This is a genomic window from Rhodococcus sp. DT1, assembly GCF_049844875.1.
Classification (GTDB): Bacteria; Actinomycetota; Actinomycetes; order Mycobacteriales; family Mycobacteriaceae; genus Rhodococcus.
This window is the reverse complement of sequence record NZ_JBNCLW010000001.1, coordinates 513,767-534,212: the sequence shown is the minus strand read 5'-3', so window position 1 is coordinate 534,212 and position 20,446 is coordinate 513,767. Positions and strand designations below refer to the sequence as shown.

Annotated in this window: 20 protein-coding genes; 1 reads left to right on the top strand and 19 read right to left on the bottom strand. The window is 66.5% G+C overall.

Translation table 11 applies throughout. From position 1 onward, the window contains the following. Positions 1-7: 7 nt before the first annotated feature. The 6 genes from ACLQ3J_RS02480 to ACLQ3J_RS02455 form a co-directional block, all read right to left on the bottom strand. On the bottom strand, positions 8-811 hold the full coding sequence (locus ACLQ3J_RS02480; RefSeq protein ID WP_169621801.1) for a transglutaminase-like domain-containing protein: 804 nt from the start codon (positions 809-811) through the stop codon (positions 8-10). A gap of 40 nt (positions 812-851) precedes the next feature. Beyond that, complete coding sequence (gene aroB, locus ACLQ3J_RS02475) at positions 852-1,961, bottom strand: 3-dehydroquinate synthase (protein WP_425902054.1); 1,110 nt, start codon at positions 1,959-1,961, stop codon at positions 852-854. Then, positions 1,958-2,518 carry a shikimate kinase gene (locus ACLQ3J_RS02470; protein ID WP_169621798.1) on the bottom strand — a complete coding sequence of 187 codons (561 nt, stop codon included), beginning with the start codon at positions 2,516-2,518 and terminating at the stop codon, positions 1,958-1,960. Before ACLQ3J_RS02470 ends, aroB begins: the two co-directional genes overlap by 4 nt. Positions 2,519-2,522: 4 nt before the next feature. Continuing rightward, positions 2,523-3,710: a chorismate synthase gene (gene aroC / locus ACLQ3J_RS02465; RefSeq protein WP_422423887.1), complete on the bottom strand. Its 1,188-nt coding sequence runs from the start codon at positions 3,708-3,710 to the stop codon at positions 2,523-2,525. A 48-nt stretch (positions 3,711-3,758) separates the two neighbouring features. Beyond that, entirely contained in the window at positions 3,759-4,358 is a 600-nt protein-coding gene (locus tag ACLQ3J_RS02460) for a prepilin peptidase (RefSeq protein WP_425902278.1), read from the bottom strand. A 157-nt stretch (positions 4,359-4,515) separates the two neighbouring features. After that, entirely contained in the window at positions 4,516-5,814 is a 1,299-nt protein-coding gene (locus tag ACLQ3J_RS02455) for a dicarboxylate/amino acid:cation symporter (protein WP_296550782.1), read from the bottom strand. A gap of 221 nt (positions 5,815-6,035) precedes the next feature. Here ACLQ3J_RS02455 and ACLQ3J_RS02450 point away from each other — a divergent pair, with 221 nt between their 5' ends. After that, a complete protein-coding gene (locus tag ACLQ3J_RS02450) occupies positions 6,036-6,395 on the top strand; it encodes a DUF1622 domain-containing protein (RefSeq protein ID WP_296550783.1) in 360 nt (119 codons plus the stop codon). A 56-nt stretch (positions 6,396-6,451) separates the two neighbouring features. Here the strand turns inward: ACLQ3J_RS02450 and ACLQ3J_RS02445 are convergent, their stop codons facing one another. The 13 genes from ACLQ3J_RS02445 to ACLQ3J_RS02385 all read right to left on the bottom strand — a co-directional run bounded on the left by ACLQ3J_RS02445 (position 6,452) and on the right by ACLQ3J_RS02385 (position 20,372). Then, complete coding sequence (locus tag ACLQ3J_RS02445; RefSeq protein WP_296550784.1) at positions 6,452-7,777, bottom strand: xylan 1,4-beta-xylosidase; 1,326 nt, start codon at positions 7,775-7,777, stop codon at positions 6,452-6,454. A gap of 54 nt (positions 7,778-7,831) precedes the next feature. Continuing rightward, positions 7,832-7,966 carry a hypothetical protein gene (locus ACLQ3J_RS02440; RefSeq protein ID WP_425902051.1) on the bottom strand — a complete coding sequence of 45 codons (135 nt, stop codon included), beginning with the start codon at positions 7,964-7,966 and terminating at the stop codon, positions 7,832-7,834. Positions 7,967-8,033: 67 nt separating this feature from the next. Next, entirely contained in the window at positions 8,034-8,894 is an 861-nt protein-coding gene (locus ACLQ3J_RS02435; protein ID WP_296550785.1) for a hypothetical protein, read from the bottom strand. Beyond that, complete coding sequence (locus ACLQ3J_RS02430) at positions 8,891-10,330, bottom strand: KamA family radical SAM protein (protein WP_425902049.1); 1,440 nt, start codon at positions 10,328-10,330, stop codon at positions 8,891-8,893. Before ACLQ3J_RS02430 ends, ACLQ3J_RS02435 begins: the two co-directional genes overlap by 4 nt. After that, complete coding sequence (locus ACLQ3J_RS02425; RefSeq protein ID WP_296550787.1) at positions 10,327-11,715, bottom strand: flavin monoamine oxidase family protein; 1,389 nt, start codon at positions 11,713-11,715, stop codon at positions 10,327-10,329. The genes ACLQ3J_RS02430 and ACLQ3J_RS02425 overlap by 4 nt, the downstream gene beginning before the upstream one ends. Then, the gene (locus ACLQ3J_RS02420; protein WP_296550788.1) at positions 11,712-11,933 is read right to left on the bottom strand and encodes an acyl carrier protein; all 222 of its coding nucleotides are present in this window, start codon (positions 11,931-11,933) and stop codon (positions 11,712-11,714) included. Before ACLQ3J_RS02420 ends, ACLQ3J_RS02425 begins: the two co-directional genes overlap by 4 nt. Then, positions 11,930-13,504 carry an AMP-binding protein gene (locus tag ACLQ3J_RS02415; protein ID WP_296550789.1) on the bottom strand — a complete coding sequence of 525 codons (1,575 nt, stop codon included), beginning with the start codon at positions 13,502-13,504 and terminating at the stop codon, positions 11,930-11,932. The genes ACLQ3J_RS02420 and ACLQ3J_RS02415 overlap by 4 nt, the downstream gene beginning before the upstream one ends. Positions 13,505-13,560: 56 nt before the next feature. Next, positions 13,561-15,711 (bottom strand): hypothetical protein, encoded by a 2,151-nt coding sequence (locus ACLQ3J_RS02410; protein ID WP_425902048.1) that lies wholly within the window; start codon positions 15,709-15,711, stop codon positions 13,561-13,563. Continuing rightward, positions 15,702-17,102, bottom strand: coding sequence for a hypothetical protein (locus ACLQ3J_RS02405; protein WP_296550791.1), 1,401 nt, complete (start codon positions 17,100-17,102; stop codon positions 15,702-15,704). The genes ACLQ3J_RS02410 and ACLQ3J_RS02405 overlap by 10 nt, the downstream gene beginning before the upstream one ends. Beyond that, positions 17,095-17,892: a polysaccharide deacetylase family protein gene (locus ACLQ3J_RS02400; RefSeq protein WP_296550792.1), complete on the bottom strand. Its 798-nt coding sequence runs from the start codon at positions 17,890-17,892 to the stop codon at positions 17,095-17,097. The genes ACLQ3J_RS02405 and ACLQ3J_RS02400 overlap by 8 nt, the downstream gene beginning before the upstream one ends. Further along, complete coding sequence (locus ACLQ3J_RS02395) at positions 17,889-18,857, bottom strand: glycosyltransferase family 2 protein (protein ID WP_296550793.1); 969 nt, start codon at positions 18,855-18,857, stop codon at positions 17,889-17,891. The genes ACLQ3J_RS02400 and ACLQ3J_RS02395 overlap by 4 nt, the downstream gene beginning before the upstream one ends. After that, positions 18,854-19,348, bottom strand: a complete 495-nt coding sequence (locus ACLQ3J_RS02390) for a hypothetical protein (RefSeq protein ID WP_296550794.1) — start codon at positions 19,346-19,348, stop codon at positions 18,854-18,856. Before ACLQ3J_RS02390 ends, ACLQ3J_RS02395 begins: the two co-directional genes overlap by 4 nt. Further along, positions 19,338-20,372, bottom strand: a complete 1,035-nt coding sequence (locus ACLQ3J_RS02385; RefSeq protein WP_296550795.1) for an NAD-dependent epimerase/dehydratase family protein — start codon at positions 20,370-20,372, stop codon at positions 19,338-19,340. The genes ACLQ3J_RS02390 and ACLQ3J_RS02385 overlap by 11 nt, the downstream gene beginning before the upstream one ends. Positions 20,373-20,446 lie beyond the last annotated feature (74 nt).

Below are 20,446 nucleotides of genomic sequence, written 5' to 3'. Positions count from 1 at the left end.
AGGGGGGTCAGCCGAGCGAAACCGGCGAGGCGTATTCGTCGACCGGCAGGCTCCCGACCACGACGGCGGTCACCTTCGAACTCTTCAAGGTGAGGCTGCCGCCGTGGTTGTCGAGGAACGCGGTGTCGGCGGCGTCCCGGCCGGTGGCGATCCGCACGAGGGACGAGCGCGGGGCCAGCCGCGTCGGATCCACGACGCACCAGGCGCCGTCGACGTACGCCTCGGTGACGGCATGGAAGTCCATCGGGCTGCAGCCGGGAGCGAAGACGGAGACCAGTCGCGCGGGAATGTTTACCGCCCGCAGCAGCGCGATCGTCAGGTGCGCATAGTCGCGGCAGACCCCGGCACCGGCGAGCAGGGTGTCGGCGGCGCTGTCGGTACCGCGGCTGGCTCCCGGCGTGTAGATCAGGTGCTGTTCGACGAACTCGACGATCCGCGCGAGCGTCTCGGCATCCGGTTCGGGAGACCCGAACCGCGACGCGGCGAACCCGAAGAACTTGTCTGCCTCCGCGTACCGGCTGGGGCGCAGATACATCGACAGGTCGGCCTCGGTTACCGGTGTCGAGGGGAACGAACCGTTCACGGTGGCCGAGTAGTCGACGGTCACCTTGCCGGGTGCGCAGTCGAGCATGTGGATTCTGGTTCCGTGCTCGACCACGACCTCCCGGGCGGTGATCTCGTCGTCGTTGTGGACGACCCGCATCGACTCTCGAACCTCGGCGTCGTCCGGGTTCGCCACAGCGATCTTCATTTCGATCCGGGTCGGCTCGGTGACTTCGAACTCGAGCGCGGCGGCGACTTCACGTTTCATACGACGATCGTGCCACCCGTCGCTCTCGGGCGCCGAACCGCTAGAGCAGAATGGTCCCGGCGTCGGCCGAACCTTGGCGTGCCACCTCGGAATACGCGGCTACCAGCAAGGCCGGATCCGGTCCCTCGAGCCGTCCGGGCTTCGCGAGACCGTCGAGCACGACGAAACGCAGCAACCCCGCGCGGTTCTTCTTGTCGCTCTGCATTCCCTTGAGGAGATCGCCGAACGCGTCGGGATCGTAGGTGGTGGGCAACCCGACGGATTCGAGGATCGTCCGATGACGCTCCGCGGTGGCATCGTCGAGCCGGCCTGCGAGCCGCCCGAGTTCCGCGGCGAACACCAGACCCACCGACACGGCGGCGCCGTGACGCCAGCGGTAACGCTCGCGCCGCTCGATCGCGTGCCCGAGAGTGTGTCCGTAGTTGAGGATTTCGCGGAGATCGGCTTCTTTGAGGTCGGCCGCGACAACCTTCGCCTTGACCTCGACGGAACGACGGATCAATTCGGGAAGCACCGTACCGAGCGGATCGACCGCGGCTGCCGGATCCTCTTCGATGAGGTCGAGAATCACCGGGTCTGCGATGAATCCGGTCTTGATGACCTCCGCGAGTCCGGCGATGATCTCGTTGCGGGGCACCGTTTCGAGTGTCGCGAGGTCGACGAACACCGCGGACGGTTCGTGGAACGCCCCGACGAGGTTCTTGCCCGCCTCGGTGTTGATCCCGGTTTTCCCGCCGACGGCGGCGTCGACCATCGCCAGCAGCGTCGTCGGTACGTGGTAGACCCGCACCCCGCGCATCCAGGTCGCGGCCACGAACCCCGCGAGGTCGGTGGCTGCTCCGCCGCCGAGGCTCACGATCGCGTCGGACCGAGTGAGGCCGATCCTGCCGAGAACCTCCCAGCAGAAGCCTGCGACCGCAAGTTCCTTGCCGTCCTCGGCGTCCGGGATCTCGATGCGGTGGGCGTCGATTCCCGTCTCGGCGAGCGCCTCCCGCACCGCCTCGGCGGTCTCGGTGAGCGTGGGCTGATGGAAGATGGCGACGGTCCGGGTGCCGGACAGCGCGCCGACGAGGTCGCCGAGCAACCCACGTCCGATGACGACGGGATAGGGATGAGCTGTGTTGACGTCGATGCGTACCGGTTCGGTCACGGTGTGGTGCTCCGATTCTCTGGAGTGGTCTGGACGGCAGCGGCATCTTCCGCCGCACCGAGTTTGGCGAGGACCTGCTGGACGACGCGGCCGGGGCTGCGACCGTCGGTCCGCACCCGAATGGTCGCCGACTGCCGGTACAACGGGCGGCGGCGGCGCATCAGATCGCGATATTTCTGGGCGGGGTCTCCCCCGTTGAGCAGGGGCCGCGAGGTGTTGTTGCCGGTGCGCCGCAACCCCTCGGCCACGCTGAGTTCGAGATACACGACGGTATGTCCGGCCAGACGTTGCCGCGTCCGGTCGGACAGGATGGCGCCGCCGCCGAGCGAGACGATGCCGTCGTGCTGGGCGAGTGCCTCGGCGACGACCTTCTCCTCGATCTGCCGGAACACCGGTTCGCCGTCCTGCTCGAAGATCTCGGGGATCGTGCGGCCCGTGGTGCGTTCGATTTCCGCATCGGTGTCGAGCAACGACAGGTCGAGCGCCTGGGCGACTCGTCGGCCGATGGTCGACTTGCCGGCCCCGGGCGGACCGATGAGCACTGCACGCGGCGCCATGCCTCTACCGCGGCGGGCGCGCCGCAACACCTTTCAGGTAGTGCTCGATGTTGCTCACCGTTTCCGGGAGCGAGTCTCCGCCGAACTTCTCCAGGGCGGCTTGCGCGACGACGAGCGCGACCATCGCTTCGGCGACGACGCCCGCGGCCGGGACCGCGCACACGTCGGAACGCTGGTGGATGGCGACCGCTTCGTCACCGGTGGTCATGTCCACGGTCGACAGTGCCCGCGGGACCGTCGAGATGGGCTTCATCGCGGCGCGTACCCGCAAGGTCTCGCCGTTGGTCATGCCACCCTCGATACCGCCTGCGCGGTTGGTGGAACGGAGCACACCGTCGGCCCCGGGGCGCATCTCGTCGTGAGCGGCGCTGCCGCGTCGCCTCGCAGTCTCGAAGCCGTCGCCGACCTCGACACCCTTGATCGCCTGAATCCCCATGAGTGCCGCGGCAAGTCGCGAGTCGAGGCGATCGGCTCCGCTGACGAACGAACCGAGTCCGACGGGCAGACGGTGGACGACGACCTCGACGATGCCACCGAGCGTGTCGCCGTCGCGCTTGGCTGCTTCGATCTCGGCGATCATCGATTCCTCGGCGGCTTTACCGAACGCGCGCACCGGGCTCGCGTCGATCGCCGCGAGATCGGCGGCTCCGGGCTCGGGGCCGACGTACGGCTCGGAGGCGCCGATGGAGATCACGTGAGAGACGACCTCGGCACCGAATGCCTGCCGGAGGAAGTTGCGGGCCACGGTTCCGGCAGCGACTCGCGCCGCCGTCTCGCGCGCGCTGGCACGTTCGAGCACCGGCCTCGCGTCGTCGAATCCGTACTTGAGCATGCCCGAGTAGTCGGCATGACCGGGTCGGGGACGCGTGAGCGGCGCGTTACGCGCCTGCCCTTCGAGCAGCTCCGGGGCCACGGGGTCGGCGGACATGATGGTTTCCCACTTGGGCCACTCGGTGTTGCCGATCTCGATGGCGATCGGGCCACCGAGGGTGCGCCCGTGCCGGACACCACCGATGATGGTGACCTTGTCGGCCTCGAACTTCATGCGAGCGCCACGGCCGTAACCGAGCCGCCTGCGCGCGAGCTGGTCTGCGATGTCGTCCGATGTCACCTCGACAGAGGCGATCATCCCCTCGAGCATCGCGACGAGGGCGGGACCATGGGATTCTCCGGCAGTTATCCAACGCAGCACCCCGTCATCCTTCCACGGGCGCCGCCCGCGCGGTGACGCCACCCCTGGTCATTGCTCCACGCAGAATCCGAGCAACGCAGCGGCGCACATCGAGGGCCCGTGCGGCACCCCCGGCAGTGCAGGCTCCGCACGGGAAGCCCGGCGGCGCACGACTCCGAGGACCGCCACGACCAGCACGGTCAGCACCGACGGGAGCAGTGCCGCGACGAGCCACGCCCGGGTGCCGGCGACGGCGGTGGCGGCCCCGAGCGCAACTGCGAGTTTGACGTCGCCGGCTCCCAGCGACCGCGGGGATGCCAGGTGCACGACGAGCATCGGAGTCGTCATCAGTGCGGCGCCCGCCAGCGCCGCGGCGCCGTGGCCGGTGAACCAGGCGACGGAAACTACCCCTGCGCCACCGCCGAGGGTGAGGATGTTCGGCAACCGCCGGACCAGGATGTCGACCGTGGCCAGGCCGACACTCCACCACCCGAGAAGTGCGAAGGCGAGCGTGGCGGGGGCTGTGCCGCCGAGGGTCGCCACGGCCCCGATCACCGCACACGCGACCTCACAGATCCCTGCCGCGGGCACCCTGCCCGCCAGTCGTGCTGCCAGCGCGTACACCGCCGAACCCACCGCGGCCCCCGCGACCACACCCCCGATGATCATCACGGACGTCAGCGTGCCGCAGCGGACGGCACCCCCGGCTCCGGCCGGGATCCTTGGCGGCACTCCGGGGAGGAACAGGCGACCTGTGGACAAACTCGAACCTCAGCCTGCCGGTCCCCGGTGAAACAGTCCGGCCGCGAGGACGAGCTCGGACGGTTCAGTCCGCGCGGTCGGCGCGCGCCAGCATGTCGTCGAACTCTTCGACGTCGAGGGGGTCGGCAGTGACCTCTTTGCGCCCGTCGTAGACGTCGCGGTCGATCTCGTCGTCGGCGTTGGCGACCAGCATCGCGACGAAGGTGTCGCCGTTGACGTTGAGGAACGTCCGGAAGATGCCGGTGAACCAGTCGACAGCGATCAGCAGGCCCACCGCCTCGAAGGGCAGACCGAGCGAGGTTGCCAGGAACATCGCCACCACCGGGAAGCCGCCGGGCACGGTGATGGTGCCCATATTGAGCAGGATCGCCAGTCCCATGCCGAGAACGATCTGCCCGATGCTCAGGTCGACGTTTCCGGCCTGGGCAAAGAACATCACGACGATCATGTAGTTGAGGACGGCACCGTAGGAGCCCATCGTCAGTCCGACCGACAGCGTGAAGTTCGCGATCTTCTGGCTGACGCCGACCTTCTCCACCGTGTTCTTGAGAACCGTCGGGAAGGTCACCGCCGAACTGGTCGTGGTGATCGCGATCGCCGTCTGCTCGGCGAGCTTGGACGGCAGCTTCCACGGGTTCAACCCGGTCCGCACGCTCACCACCACGGTGAAGAACGCAAACAGGATGAGCACGCCGAGAAGCGTGGTTCCCAGGTATTTCAGGCCGGTGGTCACGACCGAGAACCCGACATCCCCCGCGAGGGAGGCCAGCAGGCAGAAGACGCCGATGGGGGCGATGTACATGACCAGCCGGATCATCGTCAGCACGATCTGCTGCACCTGATCGACAAACGTGAGGACGCGATCGTCACCCGACTTCGTGATGTGCTGGCGCAGCGCGAGACCGAATAGCAACGAGAACACGATGATGGGAACCATGGTCGCCGTCGACATCGCGTCGAAGATGTTCTTCGACACGAAGTTCACGACGGTGTCCTGCCAACCGAGGGCATCGCCGGCAGACGCCTCGAGCGCCGAATCCAGCTCGCCACCGAAGACCATGCCGTCACCCGGGCGGATGACCGAACTCAGAACCCAGGCCAGCACCGCGGCCACCAGGGAGAACCCGATCATCCATTTGAAGGTCCGGAAGGCGATCTTGCCCGTCCCGGCGCCGCTCATCGATCCGGTTGCCACGATGACCGACGCCATCACCAGCGGAACGATGGACATCTGGATCAACCGGATGAACATGTCGCCGACGAACTGCAGATTCGCAGCCCATTCTCCGACGATCAACCCGAATGCCAGTCCCGCGACGGCAGCGAGTCCGATGTGGACTCCCGAATTCTTCACCAAGTTCATCGAATCTCCCGACTCCGTGCCTCGGCCACGTTCGAACAGAACGAACGTGGCCGCGCAAACGTAAGCGGCGCTCACGTCGTCGGAGTTGCCTGCGCATTACGGCGTGGTTGCGGCGATCGGGGGTCCGAGGTCGAACTCCGACCGAAGTTCCGGTGCAGAATCGGCGGACTCTGCGAGCATCGACGGGGAGGGCTTGCCGATCATCGGAAGGAACGCTGGATATGGAGCTTTCGTCGGTCCTCGAGCACGTCGGTTCTGCGATCGACGTGGTGGGTGTCGCGGCCATCGTCCTGGGCGCCGCGTTCGCCACATGGACCGCGGTGGCGGCTCGGGTGCGCTCCCCTGGGGTCGCCGTCTACGAGCAGTATCGGCGCAGTCTGGGACGATCGATCCTGCTCGGTCTCGAATTCCTGGTAGCCGCCGACATCATCAAAACCGTGGCGGTCACCCCCACGTTCACTTCCGTCGGGGTGCTCGCGTTGATCGTGCTGATCCGAACCTTCCTGAGCTGGTCGCTGCAACTCGAGATCGACGGTCGCTGGCCCTGGCAGCGCAACCGACCGTCGGATTCCACCGCCTGACCTCGCGTGCGCAGCCTGATGTCGCTACCTCAACCTGATCTCACTTGCGTACCGGGTCATCGCGGCTCGGCCGCGCCGGACCAGGACCCGGCCGCCGTCACCCACTGCATCTCGTAGGCCGACCACTCGATCTGCCGACCGTCGACGTAGGCGCTGATCCTCCGGTCCGTGGTGTTGACGATCAGGCGGGCGCGGTCGGACTCGAGAGCGAGCAACCCGTCCGCCACCTCCACCTTCCGCCGCACGACAGTCGGTGGAAACCAGCGGGCGAAGCGCTGGAGCACATCGAGAAAGGGCAGAGGCCGGCCACCGCCGCTCGCCCAGGTGTCCGTCCACAGACACCCGGCACACTCCGCTCCGTCCGGGCGCGGGTTCCAGTACAACACAGTGTCTGCGCCACTACTCGCGAGCTCGATCATCGCGGCGGCGCGCAGCGCAACCTGACGCTCCGGCGACCATCCCGGCCCGGCCGGCTCGACATACCACTCCGTCCACCAAATGGGGACATCGATCTGCGCCCTCAGCCAGGTGGTGACTGCCGCGAACTTCTGCACGGCGACGAACTCGTCCGGGGCGCCCTGGGCGGTGGTCGCGTGCGCGTCGACGGCGACGAAGTCGACCCCCTTCCTGCCCAGATTCCAATAGACGAAAGCGTCGATGTATCGCTGGTCCACAGCCCCCCAGGGGCCCTGCAGCAGCGGAGAGCTGTCGGGGGAACCCACCGGTTTACTCGCGAACTCCACGTAGGGCCCGCCGACCAGGTTCGCGGGGTTCACCGCCTTCACCGCGTCGTAGACAAGGTTGTAGAGGTCGGTGTAGCTACGCGCGTCCCATCGTCCCAGTTCGTCGTCGAAGAACCCTTTGAACTCGTTCCAGACGACGAAATGGCGAACGTAGGGATAGCGCTCGGCCACTGTGGCACTCAGCGCCGCGAAATCGGCGAAGCGTTCGGGGCTCGGCGCAACTTCCAAGCGGTCCCAGTCGGTCTCTCCGGACTCGCCGCCCTTCATCCAGTCCGGGGCGCAGCACAGGACGATCACCGGAATGCCGCCGCTGCGGAGAATGAAGTCCATTCGCCGGTCCAGGCTTCGAAAATCGTATCGGCCGGGTGAGGGCTCCGGGTTGTCCGCTCCCCAGCCCATGATGGCCTGAGCCTGCACCATGGGTACCGACTCGATCGCCCCGCCGGCCGTGGCAACCGCCGGGGGGTCACCGTCGTCGGCGCTGAACTGTGTGTGCGTGAATCCCCAGCCGGGCCATCGGGTGTCGCCGGACCCGCCGGAAGCGTGAAGAGCGGGCGTCCACAGGCACATGGTCACAACCAGCGCGGTCACGGCCACCGCGATGGGTAACCCGACGGTGACCCACCGTGGGATCTTCATTCGGGCGGCGTCCCCTCTCCGGATGCGGGGCGTCACGGCCTCATATGCCCGGCGTCACGCATGCTTTGTTCCGTGTTCGGAGTTCGACGACGGATTCTGGGGGATACGCGCTCGGAGCACCAGGAAAAGCGCCGTGTCGAGAGCGATGAGAACGAGAAACACAGCCGAGACCGCAACGACAAGCATCATTGCCGCACCTATCACCATTTCCACCATGTCGAGCTACTGCCCTTCTCGTCGTCGGCTTCGAGCGCCCCTACCAGGGCACACACACCAGCTCGCTGTAGAGGTCGTCGATCTGCCCGGGTTCCAGGCTGGTACTGCGGTACATCTTGGGCCAGTTGTTCAGTGTGAACGACAGGGGTGGCCGGTGCTCGATGATCCGCAACTCCACCAGGGTTGCCACGAGCCCGTGACGAACCAACAGATGACGGGTCAGCGGCATCAGGGCACGATGGAACAGGTCAGGGTTGCCGACGTACAGGACGGTGGCGAACACCGGCGCGCCTTTGTATCGAAACTCCCGGTACATGACGTAACAGGAGTCCCGGCCGCGGGTCAGCACGAGGTGATGCGCTGCGAGCGCGTGTTCATGGTCGTGGTAGAGCTCGAGATCCGTGCCGGTGAGCGTCTTTTCGATCACGTCCGGGTCGGCGCTGATCCTCGTTCGGCCGGGCAGGGTCGGCCACGGCAGGTTGGGAACGAGTGTCGCAGCCGTATCGAGGAAGCGGAACTTGCGCCAGGCGAGGATCTCCCGCGGTCCCTCGTCGGGAGAAAGGACCGTGAAGTGGTAGTTATCCTGCGACAACATTGCCTCGAGCAGCGAAAGGCTCCGGGATCGGTAGTCGGGCAGCACGCACCACGATCCCATGTTGCAGAACCGCTCGACCCGGCCCGCTACCACCCGATCGGAGTACAAGGCCAACAATGTGCCGACGACGCGCTGCCCGTCCCGGAGCATGAATCCGTGATTGGGTGCCTCCACCTTCCACGGCACCGCGGAGCACGAGAGCGCCCAGGGAACTCGGTCATTGTGGTTGGCGTGCAAGAAGTCCGCCACCGCACCCACATCGGCATCGGTGATCGGAGCCAACTCCACGCTCTTCGTAGTGCTCATGACTCCAACTCGAATCCGGCCGGAACTGCTGTGTCACAAGGGCCCTCACATGCTTTCCGCCACCACGCCTGCCCGGAGGGCGGCAGACTGCCGATCGGGTCGTAGAACGGGTAGACACGGCTCAGTGCGTCGGGGACCGTTCCGTCCAAGCCGGTGCGGTAATTCTTGCTCCAGTGTGAGATACCGCGGATCCGGTCGTAATAGACCACCTGATCGACCCACCGTTTGCCGACGTAGGGAACATCGCACACGATCCTCGGAGTCGCGAACCCGGGCAGGTAGCCCATGATCTCCAACTGCAGCTGCTGAGCTGCCCACAGCGAGGTCCGCCAGTGCTCGGCGTGCGGGATCATGTCGCACATGTAGAAGTAGTAGGGCAGGATGTTCGCCTCGCCCTGCAACGCGAAGCACAGGTCGAGCAGGTCCGTTGCGGTGGCATTCACCCCGCGCATCAGCACCCCCTGGTTTCGCACATCCCGCAGCCCTCCGTCGAGCAGTGCCCGCGTCGCCTCCGCGACCAGTGGAGTCACGGACTGCGCATGGTTGATGTGGGTGTGCAACGCCAGATTGACGCCTCGGGCCGCGGCGAGTTGCGCCACGCGCGCAACTCCGTCGACCACCTTCGGTTGCAGCCAGTGCTGCGGCAGCGCGGCAAGCGCCTTCGATGCCAATCGGATATCGCGGATGGTGTCGATCTCGAGCAACTGCAGGACAAAGGATTCCAGCCGCGGCCACGGGACGTTGGCGACATCACCGCCGGACACCACGACATCCCGCACCGTCGGCGTGGCTCTCAGGTAGTCCAGCATCCGGTTCTGCCGATCAGCCGGATGGAGGGTCAGTTCGGCCTTGTCGATCGTCGGTGTGGAATTTCCGACCAGATCCATCCGTGTGCAGTGTCCACAGTATTGCGGACAGGTCGACAACAGTTCGGCGAGCACCTTGGTCGGGTATCGATGAGTCAGTCCCTCGACCACCCACATGTCGCTCTCGTGCAACGAATCTCGCTCGGCGTAGGGGTGTGAGCTCCATTCCGAATCGCGATCGCTGAGTACCGGCAACATGTAACGCCGAATCGGATCGGCATAGAAGGCCTCGGTGAGCCCGCGACGCCCCTGCCCCCAGTGAGGAGCCATGGTGTTCAGCATCTGCGGCGGCAGCAACATCGACATCGTTGCGCGTTGCTGCTGGTCGGAGTGCAGGTCGTCATAGAAGCGCTCGTCGAGGAGGTCCCCCACGACCGCGCGCAGCTGCCCGATGTTCTTGACAGAGTGCGAACGCTGCCACTGCGGATCCCGCCACTCGGCCTCGGTGACCGTTGCCCAGCCCGGGTAACGTCGCCAATCGGGTTCGGACAACTCTTTGCGCACATACGTGTACGGCTGATCGGCGACAGCGCCGAAGCCCGCCTGCTGGGACTCGATGTAGGTGGTCATCGTGACAGAACCTTTCGCGTAACGGCCGCCGGTTCGGCGCCGTGGATCAATTCGGTCGCGACACGTCGACCCGACCTGATCGCACCCTCCATCAGCCCGAAGAACTCCAGGCTGGTTTCGGTGCCGGCCCAGTGGACGCGGCCGTGCGGTTCGGTCAGTGTCGGCCCCAGTCGCAGCCAGTCCCCCGGGCCGAACAGCGCGGCATAGCATCCCCTGCTGTATTTCTCGGCCGGCCAATCGGTCACGGTGCAATTCGTCGGCGGCGGCAACTGCGGGAAGAGCCGGCGAGTATGAGCCAGCACCGCGTCCATCTGCTCTGCCGTCGACAGCCCGGAGAAGGTCGCCGCCGCCGCACCGGTGACGAATCCGGTGAGCACGCCCGCAGATTCATCCGGTGGTGAATCGTCGACCGTGGACAGCAACGGCCCGTCCGTACTCACCGACCATCCGGACAAGCCACTCTCACGCCACACCGGAGCCGGATAGCTCAGGTGTACTTTGACCGCGCAGCCACGGCCGGTGGCCGTCGTCGCTCGCGGCGCCCGCAGAGCAGGCCGAAACTCGATCTGCTGCGCCAGCAACGGCGGAACGGCGACGACGACCCGGTCGGCTCGATACTCGGACGGTGCGCCTTCGGCATCCGGAACGCAGTGCACCACGACCCCGTTGTCGTCCTGATCGATCGCACCGACCGGATGACCCAACCGCACGCGCTCACCGAGCCGGTCGGCGAGCGCCAGGCACAACAGGTGTGCGCCGCCGTCGATCCGCCACTGCTGAGCCCCGCCCTCGAACGCGTTGAGGTAACGGATCCCTCCGCCGGAGCGCAGGTAGAAGGCCATGTGGAGAACGGAGATCGCTGCGGGATCGGCCGCCATCATCTCGCCGAGAAACAGCGGGAAGAAGGTTCGGGCGTCCTGATGCCCGACCTCGTCGGCCAACCAGCGCGCGGCAGACAGCCGGTCGAGACGTTCTGCCTGCGGGCTCTCCCACGGCGCGTCGGTCCGGACCGACGCGGCGAGGTCCTCGAGCCGATCGAACAGATCACCGAGCGCGACCACGTCCAGCGGGGGCACCCGACCCGCAGTCGTCTTCCGCTGATCCGACACCAAGAACGTGCTGTCCCCGGTCATCGCTGTGGAGGCCAGGTCCAGTCCGTACTGCTGCACCTGCGCGAGGAGTTCGGTGTGCCGTACGCCCAAGTAGGCAGCACCCCCGTCGGCGACCACGCTCGCGGACACCGGGATACCGTGCATCCGGCCGCCCACCCGGTCGCGCGCCTCCAGGACCGTGACCTCCGCGCCCGCCTCCACGAGGTCGACGGCGGCGGTCAGCCCGGCCAGACCGGCACCGACGACGACAACGCGCATGTTGCCCCCGTTCATGGTGCCACTGCAGCAACTTTGGCGAACAACCCTGCGGGCGAGGGGTTGTCGAGGAAGTCCTCGTACAGCAACTCCGTCCCGAAGTCTCGGGCGATCGCACTGAGCACCCGGGTCGCCAGCAGCGAATCACCGCCGAGCTCGAAGAAGTCGGAATGCTCGTCCACCGCATCTGCATCGAGGACCCTGCGGAAGATGTGGACAATGTGGTCGGGGCTCATCGGACTACTCCCTTGTTGTCGTGGTGCACTGCGGCACGCTGTGTTGCCGCCCGATCAACTTTTCCGCTGGACGTGTATGCCAGCGCGGCGACGAATTTCACCCGAGTGGGCACGAATTGGTTGGGGAGGCGCTCACGTAGGTAACGCTTCAGCTCGGCCGGGGTCGTCTCCCCTGCCGGAACTACGTACGCCGTCAGCGCTGTGCGCCCGAGTAGCCGTTCACCGACCACGACGGCACCCGCGACCGCGGGGTGACCGGTCAACTGTAGCTCGACTTCTGCCGGATGTACGCGCACACCAAGAACTTTCACTTGCTCATCGATGCGACCGCGTGCATACAACAGCCCGCGTTCCCCGCGGGTGACCAGATCTCCGGTCCGGAACCACCGGGCCGGGCCGGATCCGTGATCGGCGACCGGGAAGCCGGTTGCGGTGAGTTCCGGCAATCCGAGGTAGCCGGTGGCGAGGGCTTCGCCCGAGACGAGCAGCTCGCCCTCGTCGGTGACGTGATCGCGCACGTGGGGCAACGGGCGCCCGAGTGGCGCCTCGGCGTCGTTCGCCGCGACTTCCGGTTCTGTGCCGGGGCCGCTCAGCTGCACCGCGTGGGTCACCATCGTCGTTTCGGTGCATCCGTAGGTGTTGAGCAACCGGACATGCCCGATGTCGAGATCACGCCACTGCTGCAATCGGGTGGGATCGATCCGCTCGCCGCCGACCACCACCAGCCGGACGCCGGCCGGCAGCCCCACCTGCTCCTCGTGCAGGAAAAGTACAAGTTCGTGCCAGAACGCCGTCGGCAGGTCGAGCACGGTGATATCCCGTTCCGCCAGCATGCGCAGGAAGGGCGGGAACGCCCCGGAATGGGCCGCGTCATCGAACACCAGAGCCGCGCCGGCGGTCAATGCGGGCAGAATCTCTTCCAAGCAAGTGTCCCAGCCGAGTGAGGCGAATTGGAGCACACGGTCCTCCGGGGTGAGCGCGAAGAGGTCGCGCAGCGCCCGCACCGTGACGGCGAGGGCCTGCCGCGAGACCACCACCGGCTTCGGTGCCCCCGTCGATCCCGAGGTGCACAGCACGTACGCGGGATCGTCCCGGTGACATGACGGCTGCAGCAGTTCGGCGTCCGCGACGATCCGGTCGTCGTCGGGCATGTCGGTCCGCAGGGTCGTCGGCTCGTGTGGATCCCGGTCTGCCGCGAACAGACGATCCACGCCGAGTGCCGCGGCGAGCGCCTGCGTGCGGGCTACCGGGAGTGCGGCGTCGATCGGGCAGTAGGCGGCACGGGCATGGAGTATTCCGAGCAGCTGATCTATCACCGCGGGTGTGTGCGACACCAGCACGCCGACCCGACCTGACGGAGTATCGGCGCCGAATCCGAGTTCCCGGTAACGCAATGCGGTAGTTCGGACCCGATCCGCAAGGTCTCGATAGGTGATGACGGACCCGTTGTGCACGATGGCAGCACCCTGGGGCCGATCTCCGACCGCGGTGACGAAGTCCGCCACCACATCGCCGGCGATATCGGTGTCGGCAGAGCCGGTACCGATACGGGGAAAGACGGTGTGAGACATGATTTCCTAGTGGTCTAGTAGGTACGGTCCCGGTTCGAGGTGGTCCTTGCCGCTCCTCATGACGTCAGCAACACGAAACGCTCGAGGACGACGAGGACGAATCCGATGAGCAGCGGTACGGCGGCGAATGTGAGTGCGCGGAGGCGTTTCTTCTCGTCGGGCCCGAGGCGAATTCGCCACGCCTCACGCACGCCCAGAATGCCCGACAGCAGGACCACGAAGACCACACCGGCCGGGGTCCACGGTGTATGCCACACCTGCAATCCGGTGGGTGGTGGAACGAATGGTTCGGCTTCGTCCCCCGCGGGCCGATCGAGGGCGTAGATGGACGCGTCCGGGTTTTCGACGACCACCCGAACCCCCGGGGCGCCGGCGAGCGCGTGACGGAATTGCTCACCCCAGCCGATGGGATAACCCTGGCCGAACGTCACGAATGCCTCCTGACTTCGTGTGGTGATCAGGTAGCCCCCGGGCCCTTGATCCCTCAGGGACTGCAACACCCCGGTCACGTCGGCCGGATCGACCGGCGCCATCGTGTTCGTCCAATGGACGCGCTCCACGTCGCGATAGCCGAGCGGCATGAAGGGGGTGGAGCCGAGCTCGGGCACAGCGGTGACGTACAGGAACTTCACACTGCCGGACGTGTGCTCGTAGACCGTCCCCACCGCACTGACCGCCCCTTCCGGGATACGTTCGAATGCCTCGTTGCCGTAGCGGGTGACGAAGAAGGAGAACATCATGACCAGCGCGCATACGCCCGCCATGCATCGCGCAAGGAGCGATGGGCGAGATGCCGGCCGGGGGAACAAGGCCAATGCGGCAAGCGCACTCGCGGGCGCGAGCGCAAACAGGTATATGCGCAAGGCCATTTCGCCGCCGTAGCTCTGCATGAGCGCCAGACCGACCGGGGCCACGAGCAACACGAGGAGCACGCGGTCCTCGATGCCGCGCCGCCGCCGGCGGAGCAGTCCCACCCCGGCGATCAGGAAGACCAGCAGGGCCGCGAGCACCCGGGCGCGCACGACCAACAGATGTTCGGCGGCGCCGAGGCCGGCTCGGTCCGCGATGTTCGAGGACACGGTCCCGCCGATATTCCCGACCCCGCTCATCAACTCGCCGAGCTTGCCTCCCCAATATTCGTGGGTCATAAAGCTGATCCACGCCAGAACGATCACCACGAGGAGCACGGGGAGTCCGGTGAGAGTGCACCGACGCGCGACGACCAGCCCGGCGGCGCTCACGATCATGGCGAAGGGGGTCAGCTGGTGGCTGACGGTGGCCGTGGCGAACAGGCCCACCACAACCGCAAGCACAACGATGCGTTCCGACGACGCTGCCTTTCTGGGCGGGAGCTCACCCCGTGAACGGTCGCCCCAGAACCACCGCCACAGTTTGCCCGGCCGGCGCAGCGGCCTCGGCAGGTCCTCCGACGTTCCGCGGGGTGTGCGGAACCACATGACGAGAAAGCCCACGAAAAGCAGGTAGAGCAGCAGGGTCCAGCCCTGAGGGGCGAAATAGTCCTGCCCGATCCAGTTGAGAAGACAGAAGAACAACGCCGCCAACCACTTTGCCTGCCAAGACATCCGGAGGGTGCTCAGCAGCAGCCCGAGCGCAACCAGGTACAGCAGATTGTGCACCACCGGTGTCACGAAGAGGACGGTGTGCAGCGCCGCCATCTCGCCCGACCCGAGCACGAACGCGGCGAGCCCGAAGAAGCCTGGCCAGGACCATCGGGCGTCGAGGCCCGGCGCCGTGGTCCCGGTGCGATCGACGAACTCGACGAAGCCGGCGTGGACCCAGCTGATCGCGAAGCGCGGCTCGGACTCGAGCAGCATCGTGATGCCGTGCAGCATCATGACGAGTAGCACCAGCTGGGTACAGAGCAGCCAGACGCAGGGCCGCCGCAGGGACAGCGTCCCGATGTAGCCGACGGTGAGTAGTCCCACCCCGAGCAACGTCGGCACCGGCAGGACCGAGATCAACCCGAGACCGGTCAGGGCGTCGAGATCGACACTCCGCAACTTGACGAGGTACAACGCGACCGCCGCGACGGTCAGAACGCAGAGAAACGCCACGCGGACGGCCCGGCTGCCGACCAGTCGCGACCTTGCCTGTCGCGCTCCGTCCTCGCTGGGCCGAGGACGGTGGGTTTCCCGGCCGGGCCGGCGCGTTTCCCCGTCGATCAGGGACATGTCGATCAGGGACATACGGTCTCCCCGCCGTCGGCGATCGGCGGGGTGTATCGCCGACGCCACCCGAGAAGCTGTCCGAGCTCTGGGAGCACCGCCAGCATTGCGATGAGCTGGCCGAGCAGAACCGCCGCGCCCACCGCCGTCAGCCTCGGGTCGCCGAAGTGCAGGAAGAACTGATGGTAGTGCTGCAGGGCGACAACCAATCCCAACACGGCCACTGCCCGAAGGGATTGCACCGCGATGATGCGCCTGCGCTTGGTCCGCGCCCGCAGCGTGCCGAGGTAGATGTCCACGACTGCGCTGGGCAGGCTGGCGAGGGCGAGTAATTGGAGTAACGGCACCGCGTCGAGGTATCCGGTACCGAGCAGCCCGAGGGAGTACGGCGCCGCGAGACCGATCCCGACAACACCGATCATCAGCAGCCCCAGAGCCCGGGTCAGCGCAGAGCGGCAATCGCCGGCCAGACTCGACGGGTCGCACACACCCTCCACCGCCATGGACGTGGCCATGTTGACGGCCACGAGATTCATCATGGTGGCGACGGACCAGACCAGAAAGAAGTACGCGTAGGTGTGCGGCTCGACCCGTACTGCGACCAGAATCGGGACAAGGAACATGATTCCGTACAGAAACAGCGAACCGAGATAGTCTGCCGCGAAGAACCGGCCCGTCTGCGAAACCGTCAACTCGGTCTCTACCGTCGACCTGCGTACATGTCGCGGCAGGAGTGTGCCGAAGATCAGCAGGTTGACCGGGAACATGACGATGATCATGGGAACGATCCAGGAGAAGAACACTCCGGACCGGGGCATCGATTCGGCCAGCACGACCAGAAGGACCAGCTTGGCAACGGCGAACGCCGCATTCCAGACGGGCACCCAGACCGCCGCCCGCAGTCCTGTCAACACGCTGTCCTGCACGGTGATCACACTCGCGGCCACCGCCGCGGCGATGAACCACACTCGCGTGTCCGGCTCGCGGAGGATGTCGTACGCGGGTCCTCCGAGCGTGTGGAGTGCGAACAGTAGTGCCACGGCGAGGACGGCGACCGCGGCGGACGTGACGACGTAGACGAGCGCGACGACGGTGAACGTTCGCTTTCCGGCCTCGGGGATGAAGCGGTTCAGCGTGCCGGCGAAGTTGACCGACACCAGACCGGTCAACAGCATCAACGCCGAAATGGCGGCCGATCCGCGGCCGACGTCCGAGTCGTCGTAGTAATGCGCCGCGAGGATCCAGTACGCCAGACCCAAGGCACCCGAGATACCGGTATTGAGGACGAGGGCATAGGCGTTCCGCAGGAAGGGCGGACCGCCCCGACGAACACCTACGCCGCCCTGGGCAACCCTGGGATCGGCCGTGGGAAGGTCGTCGGTGACTCGGGTCGCGACCGCACGCTCATACACGCCCCAGTACCCCCTTTCCGGCCCGTCGGGTGCTGCGCACAGCTGCCCAAGCTGCCGTCAGCAGGCGGTCGCGGCGGAAGATCTGCTTGTCGCCACCGGTCATGATCGAGGCGAAGGTGCTCGAATCGGTACTGCGACGGATGGTGAGACGCGGAAGCATGAAGATGTCGTCGGACGAGCTCGCTGGGATGTTCCTCACGGCCGCGGCGCAGCGATAGCCCGCCGCCCGGGCCGCGTGCCGTACCCGCGGGGTGGAATAACCGAAGGGGTAGGCAAGGGTTCGCACCGGGGCGCCGATGCACTCTTCGAGCAGTGTCCGGCCGAGGCGGAGTTCCTCGCGCAGCGCGGCGTCTGCGAGCTGGTCGAGCTCTGGATGGCTGTGGCTGTGGGCCCCGATCTCGATTCCCGCCGCCGCGAGCTCCCGGACCTGCGCCCAGGTCAACATCCGGTCCAGTGGAGTACCGGCGGCATCCGAACCGGCGTCGGCGATCCAGCCGCTCGTGACAAAAACCGTCGCCGGAAAATCGTAGCGCCGGAGAATCGGCCAGGCGCATTCCGCGAAGTCCGCGTAACCGTCGTCGAAGGTGAGAACCACCGGCCGTTCGGGCAGCGCTTTTCCGGTCTCGAAGGCACCGGCGAGGTCCGAGAAGGTCATTCCGGTGAAGCCGTGATCCACCAGGAAAGCAAGCTGTTCGTCCAGTGCTCGTGGAGCGACGGACAGACGTCGTGTTGCGGCTGAAGGGTTTTCGCCCACCGCGTGGTACATGAGGATCGGAACCGACTCGGTCATCTCGCCTCCGCCATCACGGGCCGCCGGCGGAGTGGCGCGCCACCGCGCGCGTATCCGGCCGCAGCAGCGAGCAGGCCGACAGAGATCGCGTAGGAGCGCTCGATCCCGGTCACGTCTCCGCGCAGCGCGTCACCGAACCCCCGCGCCACACCGCGGCTGAGGGTACGAGTGGTGTAACTCCGCTCGACCGAGAGCCCGTCCGCGACGCCCACGCTGCGGGTCACGGCTGCCTTCGACAACCCTTCGGCAAAGCACCGAGAGCGGAAGTAGGAGAATGTCTCCCGCGCGGCCGGCACACGGTGCCAGATCACCGCACTCGGCTCGAAGACGAACGTCCAGTCGGGCCGGTGCTGGTTGACCCGGACACAGAATTCCGTTTCCTCGCAGCCCAGGGGGCGGCTCTGCGCCGAGGTCCGGCCGATGTGACTCGGGAACCCGCCCGCCACCGAAAAGACCTCGCGACGGAAGGAGGCGTTGCCGCCCAGAAGGTTCCGGACCGGGCCGGGTTCCCTCCCGGTGAACGTACAACCCAGGACCCAGTCGAACTCTTTCGGAAACCACCGAGGCCGGGAGGACTCCCAGAGCGGCAGGGTCGTGCCGCCTACGCCGACGATGTTGTCGTCCGTGTACGCGTCGTGAAAGTGCCGAAGCCAGTCTTGGTGGGCCACAGCGTCGTCGTCCAAGAAGGCCACCACGTCACTGGAGGTCACTTCGACGCCTGTGTCCTTACCGCCGGACAGCCCGCGTTGCTTCCGGTTCTCGACGACCGTCACGTCAGGTAGAGCACTGCGTAGACGGTCGTAGAGATCAGGATTGTGGTCGACAACGACTACGATCTCCTGTGCCGTCATCGTCTGGCTCCGAACCGACGCAACGGCGGCGAGAACGTCGTCCCACCGATCGAATGTGTAGGCGCAGATCACCACACCCAGAGTGAGGGTGCACCGGGGGGTCGCAGCTGTCATGCAGCACCTGCCTTCGTTGTGGAGTGGGACGGCGATTGCGGAAGGTCGCCGTCACCCGCCGAGGGACGACGGCGAAGATGGGGTTCGGCACTCCGTGTTTCGGCACCCGGCCTGCCGATCGGCACCAGCCACAGGAAAGCTGCGGCAATGCCCACAGCGGCGATGCCTCCATGCGGTGACCACACATCGGCCGCCAACATCGACTGCGCGACCAGGGTGTTGACGACTGCGGCGCCGGCAGCCCCCACCATCAAGGCGAGAGCAGCGTTGACGGCCGGCAACAGGCGGGCGATCGCAACCAGAGGTGCCGCAATGAGGAAGGACACCACCCACAGTCGACCCGCGAGCCCCGAAGTGTGAGGCGCGTTCAGCGCGATCGCGATCCCACCGAGCGCCGTCACTGCCGCCGCAAGCAGGCGGTAGCGAATCTGCGGGGACGGTCGTGGCGGGCACAACGCCCTGACAAATCCGTCGGTGGCATCACGAGGCACTACGGACTTCCTCTCCGGCGGAACGCGCGCCGATCGGGGCGCTCGCCGACGAAATCGGCGCAAGCCCGGGAACGGTGCGCAGCCACTGCACGGTGCGCTGGATCCCCTCGGCAACATCGACCGCGGGCGACCACCCGAGATCCTGTTTCGCCCTTCTGGTGTCCAAGGCGATGGCCTGTAGTTCACCGGTTCGGGCTTCGGCATACAGGGGCGGTGCCGGATCCTGTTGCAGCGAGGCAATCAGCCGGTGCACTTCCGTGACCGTGGTCTGTCGCCCGGTTCCGATGTTGTAGGTACCCGTCACGGAACCGGGTGCATGGGCAGCCCGCACGAAGGCCTCGACGACATCGTCGACGTAGACGTAGTCGCGGGCGGCGGTCCCGTCCCCGTACACGGTCACGGGACGACCGCTGATGAGGGCGCTGCCGAAAACTGCTATCACTCCGGCTTCCCCATGTGGGTTCTGACGCGGGCCGTAGACGTTGGCCAGCGCCAGAGAGATCGGTTCCAGTCCATACATTCCGGCGTATGCGCCCAGGTAGAGCTCACCGGCGAGTTTCGCCACCGCATAGGGCGACAGCGGAGCGAGAGGTGAGCCTTCCTCCACCGGCAGGCGTGCCGGTGTGCCGTAACGAGAGCCGCCCGAAGCGGCGTAGACGACCCTGCGGACGCCCGCCCGCCGACTCGCTTCACAGAGATTGATCGTGCCCAGCACGTTGCTGCGCGCATCGAACTGCGGGTCGGTGACCGAAGCCCGTAGATCGACCTGCGCGGCCAGATGGAAGATGACATCCGGGTTGATGCCCGAAACGACGTCGACGAGCTCAGGATTCTGAATATCGAGCTTTACCAACGTGAATCGGCCTGCGCCGCTCGCATGCTCGCCGCGGAGAGCCCGATCGAGGTTGGCCGCAGCACCCGAACTGAGGTTGTCGATCCCGACCACGTGATGCCCCTCGGCGAGAAGGCGATCGACCAAGGTGGATCCGATGAACCCCGCAGCGCCGGTAACGAGTGTCCGCATTTCTCTCAACCTCCTGTCCGGTGCCGGGCACATGCCGGCGGGGTCGCGGATTCCGGGGCACGAGGCGGCGAAGT

What these genes read in the sequence shown, in the direction of transcription:
- ACLQ3J_RS02480 (WP_169621801.1), bottom strand. Translation starts at nt 811, where the DNA reads ATGAAACGTGAAGTCGCCGCCGCGCTCGAGTTCGAAGTCACCGAGCCG.
- ACLQ3J_RS02470 (WP_169621798.1), bottom strand. Translation starts at nt 2,518, where the DNA reads ATGGCGCCGCGTGCAGTGCTCATCGGTCCGCCCGGGGCCGGCAAGTCG.
- ACLQ3J_RS02460 (WP_425902278.1), bottom strand. Translation starts at nt 4,358, where the DNA reads ATGATCATCGGGGGTGTGGTCGCGGGGGCCGCGGTGGGTTCGGCGGTG.
- ACLQ3J_RS02455 (WP_296550782.1), bottom strand. Translation starts at nt 5,814, where the DNA reads ATGAACTTGGTGAAGAATTCGGGAGTCCACATCGGACTCGCTGCCGTC.
- ACLQ3J_RS02450 (WP_296550783.1), top strand. Translation starts at nt 6,036, where the DNA reads ATGGAGCTTTCGTCGGTCCTCGAGCACGTCGGTTCTGCGATCGACGTG.
- ACLQ3J_RS02445 (WP_296550784.1), bottom strand. Translation starts at nt 7,777, where the DNA reads ATGAAGATCCCACGGTGGGTCACCGTCGGGTTACCCATCGCGGTGGCC.
- ACLQ3J_RS02440 (WP_425902051.1), bottom strand. Translation starts at nt 7,966, where the DNA reads ATGATGCTTGTCGTTGCGGTCTCGGCTGTGTTTCTCGTTCTCATCGCT.
- ACLQ3J_RS02435 (WP_296550785.1), bottom strand. Translation starts at nt 8,894, where the DNA reads ATGAGCACTACGAAGAGCGTGGAGTTGGCTCCGATCACCGATGCCGAT.
- ACLQ3J_RS02430 (WP_425902049.1), bottom strand. Translation starts at nt 10,330, where the DNA reads ATGACCACCTACATCGAGTCCCAGCAGGCGGGCTTCGGCGCTGTCGCC.
- ACLQ3J_RS02425 (WP_296550787.1), bottom strand. Translation starts at nt 11,715, where the DNA reads ATGAACGGGGGCAACATGCGCGTTGTCGTCGTCGGTGCCGGTCTGGCC.
- ACLQ3J_RS02420 (WP_296550788.1), bottom strand. Translation starts at nt 11,933, where the DNA reads ATGAGCCCCGACCACATTGTCCACATCTTCCGCAGGGTCCTCGATGCA.
- ACLQ3J_RS02415 (WP_296550789.1), bottom strand. Translation starts at nt 13,504, where the DNA reads ATGTCTCACACCGTCTTTCCCCGTATCGGTACCGGCTCTGCCGACACC.
- ACLQ3J_RS02410 (WP_425902048.1), bottom strand. Translation starts at nt 15,711, where the DNA reads ATGTCCCTGATCGACATGTCCCTGATCGACGGGGAAACGCGCCGGCCC.
- ACLQ3J_RS02400 (WP_296550792.1), bottom strand. Translation starts at nt 17,892, where the DNA reads ATGACCGAGTCGGTTCCGATCCTCATGTACCACGCGGTGGGCGAAAAC.
- ACLQ3J_RS02395 (WP_296550793.1), bottom strand. Translation starts at nt 18,857, where the DNA reads ATGACAGCTGCGACCCCCCGGTGCACCCTCACTCTGGGTGTGGTGATC.
- ACLQ3J_RS02385 (WP_296550795.1), bottom strand. Translation starts at nt 20,372, where the DNA reads ATGCGGACACTCGTTACCGGCGCTGCGGGGTTCATCGGATCCACCTTG.